We start from the raw sequence: 12,445 nt of genomic DNA, 5'->3' as shown, positions 1-12,445 counted from the left end.
GCCGCCGGGCGGACCACGACATGTCGACGACCACCACGCGCGGCAGCCGCACCTTCAACTTCTGGCTCTTCACCAGCCCGTTCCTGATCGGGCTGATCGTCTTCGTCTACATCCCCATCCTCTGGAGCCTCTACCTCAGCTTCTTCGAGGCCCGCTTCACCGTCACGCCCAGCGACTTCATCGGCCTGGACAACTACCGGGACATCTTCTCGGACAGCGGGTTCACCGGCTCGCTGGTCACCTTCACCGTCTTCGCCGCGTTCATCGTGCCCACCACCTGGGCGGTCTCCCTGGGCCTCGCCCTGCTGGTGAACCGCCTGAGGTTCATGCGGGCCCTCTACCGCTCGGTGTTCTTCCTGCCGACGGCGTGCAGCTATGTCGCGGCCTCGCTGATCTGGAAGATGTCCCTCTTCAACGGCGTGCGCTTCGGCCTCGCGAACACCGTCATCGGCTGGTTCGGCGTCGACAACATCGCCTGGCTCGCCAACCCCGACCCGCCCTGGTACTGGCTGGTCATCGTCACCGCCCGGCTGTGGCTGCAGTCCGGCTTCTACATGATCCTGTTCCTGGCCGCGCTGCAGAACATCCCGCAGGAGCTGTACGAGGCCGCCGCGATCGACGGCGCCAGGCCCGGCTGGCAGACCTTCCGGTACATCACGCTGCCGCAGCTGCGGGCCACGTCCACGGCCGTGGTCCTGCTGCTGCTCGTCGCCGCCTACCAGGCCTTCGACGAGTTCTTCAATCTGCTGTCCAAGACGACCTGGGGCCGCCCGCCGCTCGTCGACCTGTACTACACCGCCCTCGGCCAGGACCAGAACTACGGCAAGGGCAGCGCCGGCGCCATGGTGCTGACCGTGCTGATCTGCGTCGTCACCCTGTTCCAGGGCAGGGTCATGGGTTTCGGAAGGGGTGACGAGGCCAGGTGACCAGCACCGTGCCCGAGACCCGCAAGCGCGCCAGGCGCGGCGGTGTGATGAGCTCCACCGGCCTGTTCATCGCCACCGGCGTCGCAGCGCTCCTCTTCCTCGTCCCCTTCTACCTGCTGGTCCGCAACGCCCTGTCCACGGACCCGGAGATCACCGGCGAGAACTGGAAGTTCTTCCCCACCCACCTCCAGTGGGGCAACATCACCGAGCCGTTCGACGACCCCACGGTCGACTTCGGCCGGTCGATGTGGAACTCACTGGTCGTCGGCGTCCTGCACACGGTCGGCACGCTGCTCGTGTGCTCCCTCGCGGGCTACGCCCTGGCCCGAATCCCCTACCGGCACGCCGACAAGATCTTCTACGGCGTCCTGGTGACCCTCATGGTCCCCACGGCCGTCACCTTCGTCCCGAGCTTCGTCCTCGTGTCGTCCCTCGGCTGGGTCGACAGCTACCGCGGCCTCATCATCCCGGGCCTCTTCAGCGGTTTCACCTGCTTCCTGTTCCGGCAGTACTTCCTCGGGTTCCCGAAGGAGCTGGAGGAGGCGGCGCGCGTGGACGGGCTCGGTCACTGGGGCGCGTACTGGCGTGTCGTGGTGCCGAACTCGCTGAACTTCTTCGCGGCGATCGCCACGATCACCTTCATCAACGGCTGGAACTCGTTCCTGTGGCCGCTGGTCATCGGCCAGGACCCGAACGCCTGGACGGTCCAGGTCGCACTGTCGTCGTACATGACCAACCAGACCGTCAACTACCACCTGATCTTCATGGCGACCGCCATTTCCATCCTGCCCCTGCTGTTCGTCTTCCTCTTCCTCCAGCGCTGGCTGGTCCAGGGAATCGCGCAGACCGGCATCAAGGGCTGAGCTAGGAGACCGATGTCCCTCCGCACCTCCCCCACTCTCGACTTCGCTCGAGCGGGGGGACCCCCATCCGCATACGTCGAGGACGTCTCGCCGGGATCCGGGGCGCTGCCGCCCCGGGCCTGGTACGCGTCCTCGGACGCCACGTCCCTCTCGCTGAACGGCAGCTGGCGCTTCAGGCTGTCGGACACCGCCGGCGCCGAGGACGACTCCTTCGCGCAGGAGGGGTACGACGCCGGTGGCTGGGCGGAGGTGTCGGTGCCCGGCCACTGGGTCCTCCAGGGGCACGGCTCCCCCGCCTACACCAACCACCTCTACCCGTTCCCGGTCGACCCGCCCCGCGTCCCGACCGAGAACCCGACGGGCGACCATCTGCGCGTCTTCGACCTGCCGGCCCACTGGCCGGCCGACGGTGGTGCCGTCCTGCGCTTCGACGGTGTGGAGTCCTGTGCCCGGGTCTGGCTGAACGGCACGGACATCGGTGAGTTCAAGGGCTCCCGGCTGCCGCACGAGTTCGCGGTCGGCCATCTGCTGAAGGCCGAGGGCAACGTCCTGGCGGTCCGCGTCCACCAGTGGTCGGCGGGCTCGTACCTGGAGGACCAGGACCAGTGGTGGCTGCCCGGCATCTTCCGTGACGTCACGCTGCTGCACCGCCCGGCCGGCAGCGCCCTCGACTTCTTCGTGCACGCCTCCTACGACCACGTCACCGGCACCGGCACGCTGCGCGTCGACTCCGACGTGGACGGCCGGGTGACCCTCCCCGGCCTGGGCATCGACACCGCGACCGGCGAGCCGGTGACGGTGCCGGTCGAACCATGGACGGCGGAGCGCCCGCAGCTGTACGACGGCGTGCTGGCCACCGAGGGCGAACGGGTGCCGCTGCGCATCGGCTTCCGCACGGTGGAACTGTCGGACGGCCTGATCAAGGTCAACGGCAGGGCGGTGCTCTTCAAGGGGGTCAACCGGCACGAGTGGCACCCGGAGAAGGGGCGCGCGCTCGACCTGGAGACCATGCGGGAGGACGTGCTGCTGATGAAGCGGCACAACATCAACGCCGTCCGCACCTCCCACTACCCGCCGCACCCCGCCTTCCTCGGCCTGTGCGACGAGCTGGGGCTGTGGGTGATCGACGAGTGCGACCTGGAGACCCACGGCTTCACCGAGCAGGCCTGGCGGGACAACCCCGTCGACGACGACCGCTGGACCCCGGCACTCCTCGACCGCGCCGCCCGCATGGTCGAGCGGGACAAGAACCACCCCTCGGTGATCATCTGGTCCCTCGGCAACGAGGCCGGCACCGGCCGCGGCCTGACCGCCATGGCCGCATGGATCCGCGGCCGGGACTCCTCGCGCCTCGTGCACTACGAGGGCGACCCGGGCTGCCGTGACACGGACATGTACTCGCGGATGTACGCCGGCCACGCCGAGGTCGAGCGGATCGGCCGCGGTCTGGACGGCGGCACCCACCGGCGCCGCGAACTCCCCTTCATCCTCTGCGAGTACGCACACGCCATGGGCAACGGCCCCGGCGGACTCGCCGACTACCAGCGGCTCTTCGAGTCGTACGACCGGCTCCAGGGCGGCTTCGTCTGGGAGTGGATCGACCACGGCATCAAGGACGAGCGGTACGGCTACGCGTACGGCGGCGATTTCGGCGAGGAGCTGCACGACGGCAACTTCGTCTGCGACGGCCTGCTCTTCCCGGACCGGCAACCCTCCCCCGGCCTGGTCGAGTTCAAAAAGGTGATCGAACCGGTCGCCGTCGAGGGCGACGGCAGCGGCGGCACCGTCCGTGTCACCAACAAGTACGACTTCGCCGACCTGTCCACGCTGGCGTTCACGTGGTCGTACCAGGTGGAGGGCGAGACGGTCGGCTCCGGCGCCCTGACGGTGCCCGCGCTCGCGCCCGGCGAGTCGGCCGAGGTGAAGCTGCCCGAGCCGCCGGCCACCGCTCCGGCGGGCGAGGCCCACTGGACGGTACGGGCGGTGCTCGCCGCCGACACCCCCTGGGCGCCGCGGGACCATGTCGTCGCCTGGGGCCAGTTCGCCGTGTCCGCACGGCAGGCGCCCACGGTCGCGGCCACCGACGGTCCGGTGCCCGGCGACGGGCTGATCACCCTCGGCCCGGCCTCCTTCGACGCCCGCACCGGCGCGCTGCGCACGGTCGGCGGTGTGGCCGTCACCGGGCTGCGCCTGGACGTGTGGCGGGCGACGACCGACAACGACGACGGTGCGGCCTGGCAGACCGACATCCGCCACGGCCTGCTGTGGCGCAAGCTCGGCCTGCACCGTATGCGGCACCGCCTCGACGCGGTGGAGCCGGGCGACGACGCGCTGACGGTCCGCACCCGGGTGGCGCCGGCGGCCCGGGGGGCCGGGCTGTCGACCGTGTACCGCTGGACGTCGGACGGAACCCGTCTGCGGCTGACCGTGTCCGTGACACCGGAGGGCGACTGGACCGTGCCGCTGCCCCGGCTCGGCATCCGCTTCGGGCTCCCTGCGGCCGACCGTGTGCGGTGGTACGGCGGCGGCCCCGGTGAGGCGTACCCGGACAGCAGGACGGCGTCCGCCGTCGGCCGCTGGGAGTCGACCGTGGACGACCTGCAGACGCCGTACGTCCGTCCGCAGGAGAACGGCGCCCGGGCCGACGTCCGCTGGGCGGAGATCGGCGGTCTGCGGGTCGAGGGCGACCCGGAGTTCTGGTTCACCGCCCGGCGCTGGACCACCGAGCAGCTGGAAGCGGCGACCCACCGCACCGACCTCACCCCGGGGGAGACCGTGTGGGTCAACCTCGACCACGGCCAGCACGGCCTCGGCTCCCAGTCCTGCGGCCCCGGCCCGCTGCCCCAGTACTACCTGCGTGCCGAGCCCGCGGAGTTCTCGTTCGTCCTCTCCGAGGCTGCCTCCTCGCAGACCGGCTGACCGACAGGGGCCCGACCATGTTCCTCATACGACCCATGAGCCGACTCCTCACCGCACTGGCGGCCGGCGCCCTGGCCATCGCCGGACTCACCGCCTCCACCGGCACCGCCCAGGCCTCGACCACCGGCACGTTCAACGTGCTGACGTACAACGTGGCCGGCCTCCCGGAGGGCCTCAGCTCCAGCCACCCAGCCACCAACACCCCGCTGATCTCACCGCGGTTGGCGGGCTACGACATCGTGAACGTCCAGGAGGACTTCAACTACCACGCGGCGCTCTACGCGGGCGACAACCACCCGTACCGCACGGCCACCAGCGGCGGAGCCGGTATCGGCGACGGCCTCAACACCCTCTCCAAGTACCCTTTCGAGGACTTCGAGCGGGTGAAGTGGAACGACTGCACCGGCACCAACTGCCTGACCCCGAAGGGCTTCACGCTGGCCCGGGTACGCCTGGCCGAGGGCGTCTTCGTCGACCTCTACAACCTGCACCCCAACGCCGACGACACCGACGACGCCCTCGCCGCCCGTCGCGCGAACATCGCCCAGGTGTCGGCGTTCATCAAGGCCAACTCGGCAGGCAACGCGGTGATCGTCATGGGCGACACCAACACCCGCTACACCCGCGCCGGCGACAACATCCGCACGCTCGTCGACGACAACGGGCTGACCGACGCGTGGGTGCAGCTGGTGAAGGGCGGTACGGCACCCACCCAGGGCGCCGACCCGCTGCTGTGCCCGACGTCGGCGCCGCCGAACGACTGCGAGGTGGTCGACAAGGTCCTCTATCGCGGCAGCAACCTGGTCTCCCTGAACGCGACCCGCTACAACGACGAGTGGGCCAGGTTCCTGGACGCCGCCGGCGGGAACCTCTCCGACCACTTCCCGCACACCGTCGACTTCGCCTACACCCTCAACGCGAAGCTCCGCGCGAGCGACTTCTTCGGCGGCCCGCACGGCACGGCCTTCGACGACGCCGACGACCTCCCGGCCGGGCTCGCTCCGCGCACGCTGACCCTGCGCGGTGACGCCCGACTGGACGCGGTCTCCCTCACCCATGACGACGGCACGGTCCTCGGGCACGGCGGCACGGGCGGCACGGCGGCCTCCCTGACCCTGGCCTCCGGTGAGCACCTCACCTCGGTGAAGCTGACGGAGGGCCAGAAGGGCGGCCGTACCCGGATCTTCTCGGCCGCCTTCGGCACGGACAAGGGACGCACTCTCTCCGCCGGTACGGCGACCTCTGACACCGTCACCTTCACCGCGCCGTCCGGCTGGCAGATCGTCGGCTTCACCGGCCGTTCCGGCGACGAGATCGACAAGATGGGGGTGCTGTACGCGCCGATCAGCTGAGCTGGAGGTCCGCCCAGACCGTCTTGTGCAGGCCGTCCGGGCGGAGTTCCACACCCCACTTCTGCGCCAGTGCCTCGACCATCAGCAGCCCGCGCCCGCCCTCGTCCGGCTCCCCCTGCGCCCGCATGGGGAGCCGTTCCACGCGCGCGTCCAGCACCTCCACGCGCACGACGTCCCCCTCCAGCAGCAACCGAACGCGGAAGCCGCGCCCCCGGACCCGACCGTGTCGTGCGGCGTTCGCGGCGAGTTCGGCGGCGACAAGCGTGACGGTGTCGCTCACCCTGCTCCCGTGTGCGAACCCCCACACATGCATCCGATTGGCGACCAGCAGCCGCGCCTGCCGGGCGCCGTGCGGTGTCGCGCTGAAGAGCTGGGTGAACGTACGTTGCATGCCCCAACCGTCCCGCCGGGCACGGGAGTCGACCAGCGACAGAACTCGTACGCTGCGCACTGTACGAGTTCACGCTCTGGACAGTCACCGTGACGTTCCGTGACCATTGGTCGACATGGCCGACAGCACCATCAGCATCGAGCAGTCCACCAACGAGCCCGAACCGTCCGACAGCCTGAAGGCGTTCGGCGCGGCACACAAGGCCTTTCGCAGGCGGGCGGGTTACACGCAGGAGCAGTACGCGCCGCTGGTCCGGTACCAGCCGGGCACGATCGCTTCCATCGAGCAGGGGCGGCGGTTTCCGCCCCGGGTGTTCGTGGAGCGGGCGGAGGAAGTCCTGGACGCGTTCGGCGTGTTGAAGGGGGTGTACAAGCACGCGACCAGGGAGAAGGGGCTGGCCTCGTGGTTCCGGCAGTGGGCGGAGCTGGAGGAGCAGGCGATCAGTCTGTACACGTTCGAGAACCGGTTGGTGCCGGGGTTGTTGCAGACGGAGGGGTATGCGCGAACGTTGTTCCGTGACCGAGTGCCGATGCTCAGCGACTCGGAGATCGAGGCTCAAGTAACCGCTCGTCTTGAACGCCAGTCGCTGCTGAGGGAGCGCCCCAACACGGCGTTCAGCTTCATCGCCGAGGAGCATGTGATCCTGCGGCAGACCGGCGGCGCGGAGGTCATGCGCGAGCAGATCGACCACATCCTGGAGGCGACGGAGGCGCGCAACATCGAGTTCCAGGTGATGCCGATGTCACGCGGCAATCACGCGGGCACCGACGGCCCCATCCGACTGCTGGAGACGCCGGACAACGAGTGGTTCGCCTACTGCGAGGGGCAGGAGAACAGCCAGTTCATCACCGACGCGAAGAAGATCAGCGTGCTCCACATGCGCTGTGCGAAACTGCGTTCACAGGCTCTGCCCCCGGAGGACTCCCGGAGCCTGCTGGAGCAGATGCGAGGAGCACTATGACCACCACCGAACTGGCTTGGTTCAAGAGCAGTTACAGCGGCAGCTCCGGCGATGACTGCATCGAAGTCGCCACCTGCCCCACCACCATCCACGTCCGCGACTCCAAGAACACCACCGGCCCCCGGCTCGCCCTCACCCCGGCCTCCTGGACGGAGTTCGTGGCGTTCGCCGCCCGCGACCGCGGGTGAGGCCGGAGCCCTTCAACCGCCGGGTGCGGCTGGTCGTCGAAGTACGTGACGACCGGGACGAACTGGAGCTGGCGGAGAGCGTGTTCGCCGCTCAGGGATGGCGAGTACGCCCGGCGCGGGACGGCGACGCGGTGAGCGCGGAGAACGGATACTCCGCGCTGGTCGTCGAAGTCCCGCTCCGGGGCTCCCGCTTGACGGCCAGGTCGATGGCCTGCGAGCAGGTGACGACACTCGCCGCCCGACGGAAGCTGGACGTCTGGGTACGCGAGGCCAAGCTCGTACGTCCCAGGCCCGCCGAGCCGAACACGACGTACCACGTCCATCACAAGGTGCCGGACGGCGCGAGCCCCGCTCTGCGGTGGCTCGCCGAGCACTGGATAGCCGTCGGCGGGTGGGACGTACGCCATACGCTGCATCTGCGCGGCGAGTACACCGAAGAGCAACGCGACCGCGCGCTCGCCGAGTTGGGCGGGCGCAACATAGGCGGCGCCCCGTTCGACCCCGATGCGCACGACATCCGTCGGGCGATCGGTCCCCGGCCCCGCGACGGATCGACGGACCGACACCGTAAGGCGCTGCAGTTCGCCGTCATCGGTGTGGTCGTACTCGTCAGTCTCGCGTGTGGCATCGTCCTTGGGGCGTCGACCACGCCCTGGCGGTTCCTGGTGCTGGCCTGGCCGCTCGGCATGTGCTGGCCGGTGGGCACGTGGGTGTCCGCCAACGAGCCCCGCCCGTGGCTCGTCCGGCTCGGGATCGGCGTGGCCCTGGTCTGGGGCCTGACCGCCTTCGGGTTCATGTGGGGGGACTCCCAGCCGGCGGGACTGTCCGGACAGTTCGCCGGGATCCTCCTAACCCTGCTCCTCGGGTTCACGGCCTTCGGCCTCTGGTACGCCCTGAGCGAGTCCTGGTTCAGCCGCAACATGCAGTGGTTCCTGCCCGTGCTCGCGGCGCCGTTGCCTTTCGTGCTGCCGTGGGCCGGTTCGTATCTGCACTCCATGTACCTGGAGGAGCGCTTCGGGATCCCGGCCGACTCGGTGCACGTGGCCTTCTACTGGCAGTACGCCGTGGCGCTGCGGCCGCTCGGGCTGGCCCTGGCGTGTTCGCTGGTGCTGATCGCGATGGGCGGCTGGGCCCGTCACTTCAACCTCCAGACGGGGACGAACGGGCTCGTCCGATGGGTCCTGCCGTTGATGGTGCTGGTCGCGGTCCTCTCCGTGGCAATCGAGGCGCTGACCGGTGTGGACCGGGCCGCCGACAGAACGATCACGGACGCCACGGCCGGGAAACGCTACCCGGCCGCATACTTCGGCATCCGGGGCGAACTCGTCTGCGTCGCACCGCTCAACCCGAGGATTCCGGTCATCAACGGGCCGGTACCGACGACCCACCCGGTCCTCGTCTTCCAGGCGAGCGGTGACACCCTCTGGCTCTGGGACCCGGACCCGGCCCGGGGCGAGGACACGTCCCGCCATGCGCTGCGCGTGCGGGCGGAGGACGTGCAGTTGGCCGCCGCCGGCAGCAGGCGCTGCAGCGCCTGAGCTTGCTCTTTATGGTCCGGCCTGGTCGCGTTCGATGAGCGTCTCGGGACGTTTGACGGATTTGCATCGAGGAGCTGACACGAGGGGGTGCGGCCTGTCTCCAGGGCGGCGACGAACGAGTACGGCCAGCCCGGGATCATCAGGTGCTGGTCGCGGCCTCGGCTTGACGGTCTCCTGGCTGCTGACGTTGAAGCAGATCGCCGCCGCGTTCGGCGACGTACCGAGCGACCGCGCCGCTGCGGGTCAATACACCTAGCCCCGCCCTAAAAGGCGTTGTCCAGCGTCAGGGTGAGCTCGGCGATCCGCCACCCACCGTCGGACCGGCGCAGGCCGAACGTGTAGACCCCGGTCGAGATCATCTGGATGCTCTCGCCGGTGTTCCTCGTCTGCACCAGATAGGCCCGCACCTCAGCGGTGGCGGCGTCCGTCGTCGTGACCACGACATTGCCCAGGTGGTGCCGCACCCTTCCGGTCTGGGCCGTGTGTCCGTCACGGATGAAGTCGAGCACCGCCGCGCGTCCGACGACCGGGCCGAGCACTCCTTGTCCGGGCATCGTGAAGGTCCAGGTGGTGTCTTCGGTCAGGACCGCTTCCAGCTCGGGCACATTGAGCTCGTCCAGGGCGTGGGCGTAGTTCGCCACCGCCTTCTGGAGTTCGGCGATCACGATTCCACCGTCAGCACGATCTTGCCTTGGATGTGGCCCTGCGCGGCTCGCATGTGTGCGCTGGCCGCTTCGGGCAGCGGGTAGGTGCTGTCCACCCCGACCTGGAGCTTGCCCTCGTCGAACAGGCGCCCGATCTCGGCGAGCTGTGGGCCGTTGGAACGTACCTGAATGTTCGAGACTGTGATGCCCAGACGCGTCGTCTCTTCCGGGTCGTACTGGGCGAAGAACACCGGAAGCATGGTGCCTCCGCGCTTGAGCACGGTCAGGAAGCGTGAGCTGTCCGGGCCACCGACGGTGTCGATCACCAGGTCGACGCCGCTGACCACGTCCGCGGCCTGCGTCGTGGTGTAGTCGATGAACTCATCGGCGCCGAGCTTGCGCAGGAACTGCTCGTGCCGGCCCGAGGCCACCGCGATGACGTGTGCCCCCTTCCATTTCGCCAGCTGCACCGCGAAGTGGCCCACTCCACCGGCGGCCCCGTTGACCAGCACGGTCATCCCTGGCGTGATCGGCACCGGCTGGTGCACCTGGCCGGTGAAAACAGACGGCACGTCGTGGCCGAGATCAACCAGGTACTGCCAGGCCGTAAGCACGGCCATCGGCGCCCCAGCCGCCTGCACGTGGTCGATACCGGCCGGCTTGTGAGCCAGGTCCGAAGCCGGCGCGGCCACGTACTCGGCGTAAGTCCGGCCGTCGAATCCGGGGAACCGCAGCATGCCGAAGACCTCGTCACCGACGGCGAACCCCAGCACGTCCGGAGCAACCGCCTGGACCACGCCCGACATGTCCGTTCCAGGGATCAGGGGGAACTCCAGCGCCGGCCTCATCTCGGCCGGCATGACCTTCATCCCCTCACGCAGGTACCAGTCCGGCGGGTTGATGCCCGCCGCGTGCACCCGGACGAGCACCTCGCCCGGGCCGATCTCGGGAACCGGCACCTCGTCATACTGCAAAACTTCCGGCCCGCCCGCTTCGTGGAACTGGATCGCCTTCATCGCGCCTGTCGCTTTCTTGGGGAAACGTTGCTCCTTCAGTCAAGGCCCAGGACGGCATGGCCGTCCAAGACCGGTTCGGCAACCCGGTCATTCCGAAACGGCATGATGCGTACGCTGGAAGGGTGAACGATCCCGGACAGGACCTGGAACTGCGGCTGGTGCGCTACTTCACCGTGGTGGCGGCGCACCAGCACTTCGGCCGGGCCGCCGCCGACTTGCACGTGGCCCAGCCGGCGCTGAGCCGCCAGATCCAACGGCTCGAGAAATATCTCGGCACACGACTGCTGGACCGCGCCCCCCAGGGCACGCGGCTCACTCCGGCTGGCCAGACGTTCCTCCCCAGGGCCCAAGCCCTGCTGCAGGCCGCCCGCCAGGCCGAGCTGGCTGTGCGTGAACAAGCCCAGACCGAACGAATCGCCATCGGCTACGTCGAAGACCTGGTGATCACTGCTGCCGTGCGGGAACTGCGCCGCCGTTACCCGGACGCCGAGATCGCCACCCGCTACCTGAGCTGCCGCGACGTCGGGGCGCTGTCCGACAAGCGCGTCGACGCCCTGATCGCGCGGGCCCCGCTGCCGCTCGCCGTCGACGACGTGTTCACCACCCCGCTGTACGAGGAGCCCCGGATGCTCGTGGTCCCGCGCGGCCATCCCTTGGCCGACCGCGCGTCGGTGACCGCGGAAGAACTGGTCGGCGAGGAGGCGGCGCCGTGCGCGTTCGAGACCGCGGACTGGACTTCCTACCGGATCCTCGGGGTCGGCGTGCCGCCGATCGAGAGCTACGAGGACAAGCTCGAACTCGTCGCGAGCGGCAGGGCGATCGCCGTGCTACCGGTCGGCGATCGGCGTAGCTCACTGCGTCCCAACCTCATCACCGTCCCGGTCGAGGGCGCTCCCCCCAGTCAAGTCGTCCTGGTCAGCCGCAAGGGCGACCCGAATCCGATGATCAGGAATCTCCGGCTGGCGGCCAAGGCCGTCCTGACCGCCCCGGCAGCCTGACCGGGACCAGCAGCCGCCTGCCGTGAACGGTCAGCCGGGCATTACGGTGGGACACGAAGACCTCCGTGCGGTGCGTTGCTAGACAGCTCCACCACACCGGAGGTCTTCGCCATGATCAAGCCCGACCGGCATTAACAACGCTCGTGATCAATACACCTAGCGCGTGCCTCTTTGATGTGCTGATCAGTTGATGGGATGTGTCCGTCCGATTAGTGATCACCGATGTCATGTGGGACCGGATTGCGCCGCTGATGCCGGCCGATCCGGTCCGGGGACGGCGGTGGGCCGACCACCGCCGCACCCTTGAGGCCATCGCGTGGAAGTACCGCACCAACTTGCCCTTGCGGGACTTGCCCGACGAGCTCGGCCCCTTCCAGACCGCCCACAAACGGCTGATCACCGCACCTTCTCGTTCGGACAAGGCTTGGACGGCCGCGCGCGAGAGGCGCTGACGCGGACCGTGCCACCGCGTTCAAAGGTCAAGCGCGGTTCCGTATTCCCAGCGGCACGGGTCGTTGTATTCACCGTTTCTGAGCGGAAGCCGTACCCGACCTCCGGTGCCAGACCGTGATAGTGGCGGAAGTTGTAGATGAGCGGGCTCCAGACGGCGGGGTCGATGTGCACCGAAGCATCGGCGGACGACAAGCGG

11 protein-coding genes and 2 pseudogenes are annotated in these 12,445 nt (G+C 69.0%); 9 read left to right on the top strand and 4 right to left on the bottom strand.

What is annotated here, in order from left to right; all coding sequences use genetic code 11:
• Positions 1-20: 20 nt before the first annotated feature.
• Genes AC07DS_RS42225 through AC07DS_RS42210 form a run of 4 tightly spaced genes read left to right on the top strand, consistent with a single transcriptional unit; the run spans position 21 to position 6,060 of the window.
• Positions 21-926, top strand: coding sequence for a carbohydrate ABC transporter permease (locus AC07DS_RS42225; protein WP_479154042.1), 906 nt, complete (start codon positions 21-23; stop codon positions 924-926).
• The gene (locus AC07DS_RS42220; RefSeq protein ID WP_479154041.1) at positions 923-1,789 is read left to right on the top strand and encodes a carbohydrate ABC transporter permease; all 867 of its coding nucleotides are present in this window, start codon (positions 923-925) and stop codon (positions 1,787-1,789) included. The genes AC07DS_RS42225 and AC07DS_RS42220 overlap by 4 nt, the downstream gene beginning before the upstream one ends.
• Before the next feature lie 12 nt (positions 1,790-1,801).
• Complete coding sequence (locus tag AC07DS_RS42215) at positions 1,802-4,708, top strand: glycoside hydrolase family 2 TIM barrel-domain containing protein (protein WP_479154040.1); 2,907 nt, start codon at positions 1,802-1,804, stop codon at positions 4,706-4,708.
• 35 nt (positions 4,709-4,743) lie between these two features.
• Entirely contained in the window at positions 4,744-6,060 is a 1,317-nt protein-coding gene (locus tag AC07DS_RS42210; protein ID WP_479154039.1) for a jacalin-like lectin, read from the top strand.
• On the opposite strand, the gene AC07DS_RS42205 is transcribed toward AC07DS_RS42210, so the two are convergent.
• Complete coding sequence (locus tag AC07DS_RS42205; RefSeq protein WP_479154038.1) at positions 6,053-6,451, bottom strand: ATP-binding protein; 399 nt, start codon at positions 6,449-6,451, stop codon at positions 6,053-6,055. The genes AC07DS_RS42210 and AC07DS_RS42205 overlap by 8 nt on opposite strands.
• 115 nt (positions 6,452-6,566) lie before the next feature.
• Between AC07DS_RS42205 and AC07DS_RS42200 the strand changes: the two genes are divergently transcribed.
• From AC07DS_RS42200 to AC07DS_RS42190, 3 genes are read left to right on the top strand one after another with little or no spacing between them, the layout of a single operon-like run.
• Positions 6,567-7,412 (top strand): helix-turn-helix domain-containing protein, encoded by an 846-nt coding sequence (locus tag AC07DS_RS42200; protein ID WP_479154037.1) that lies wholly within the window; start codon positions 6,567-6,569, stop codon positions 7,410-7,412.
• On the top strand, positions 7,409-7,600 hold the full coding sequence (locus AC07DS_RS42195; RefSeq protein WP_479154036.1) for a DUF397 domain-containing protein: 192 nt from the start codon (positions 7,409-7,411) through the stop codon (positions 7,598-7,600). The genes AC07DS_RS42200 and AC07DS_RS42195 overlap by 4 nt, the downstream gene beginning before the upstream one ends.
• Positions 7,597-9,138: a hypothetical protein gene (locus tag AC07DS_RS42190; RefSeq protein ID WP_479154035.1), complete on the top strand. Its 1,542-nt coding sequence runs from the start codon at positions 7,597-7,599 to the stop codon at positions 9,136-9,138. The genes AC07DS_RS42195 and AC07DS_RS42190 overlap by 4 nt, the downstream gene beginning before the upstream one ends.
• A gap of 263 nt (positions 9,139-9,401) precedes the next feature.
• On the opposite strand, the gene AC07DS_RS42185 is transcribed toward AC07DS_RS42190, so the two are convergent.
• Together AC07DS_RS42185 and AC07DS_RS42180 are read right to left on the bottom strand one after the other, a co-directional pair.
• The gene (locus tag AC07DS_RS42185) at positions 9,402-9,803 is read right to left on the bottom strand and encodes a nuclear transport factor 2 family protein (protein ID WP_479154034.1); all 402 of its coding nucleotides are present in this window, start codon (positions 9,801-9,803) and stop codon (positions 9,402-9,404) included.
• Positions 9,800-10,798, bottom strand: coding sequence for an NADP-dependent oxidoreductase (locus tag AC07DS_RS42180; RefSeq protein ID WP_479154033.1), 999 nt, complete (start codon positions 10,796-10,798; stop codon positions 9,800-9,802). The genes AC07DS_RS42185 and AC07DS_RS42180 overlap by 4 nt, the downstream gene beginning before the upstream one ends.
• 122 nt (positions 10,799-10,920) lie before the next feature.
• Here AC07DS_RS42180 and AC07DS_RS42175 point away from each other — a divergent pair, with 122 nt between their 5' ends.
• Both AC07DS_RS42175 and AC07DS_RS42170 read left to right on the top strand, forming a co-directional pair.
• On the top strand, positions 10,921-11,796 hold the full coding sequence (locus tag AC07DS_RS42175; protein ID WP_479154032.1) for a LysR family transcriptional regulator: 876 nt from the start codon (positions 10,921-10,923) through the stop codon (positions 11,794-11,796).
• 197 nt (positions 11,797-11,993) lie between these two features.
• Positions 11,994-12,194: pseudogene (locus AC07DS_RS42170) on the top strand (transposase); the annotation flags it as partial.
• On the opposite strand, the pseudogene AC07DS_RS42165 reads toward AC07DS_RS42170, so the two are convergent.
• Positions 12,193-12,423, bottom strand: a pseudogene (locus AC07DS_RS42165) (hypothetical protein); the annotation flags it as partial. The pseudogenes AC07DS_RS42170 and AC07DS_RS42165 overlap by 2 nt on opposite strands.
• Between the last annotated feature and the right edge of the window lie 22 nt (positions 12,424-12,445).

The sequence above is a fragment of the Streptomyces sp. NPDC044064 genome, from assembly GCF_056434245.1.
This window is presented reverse-complemented; position numbering and strand designations above follow the sequence as displayed.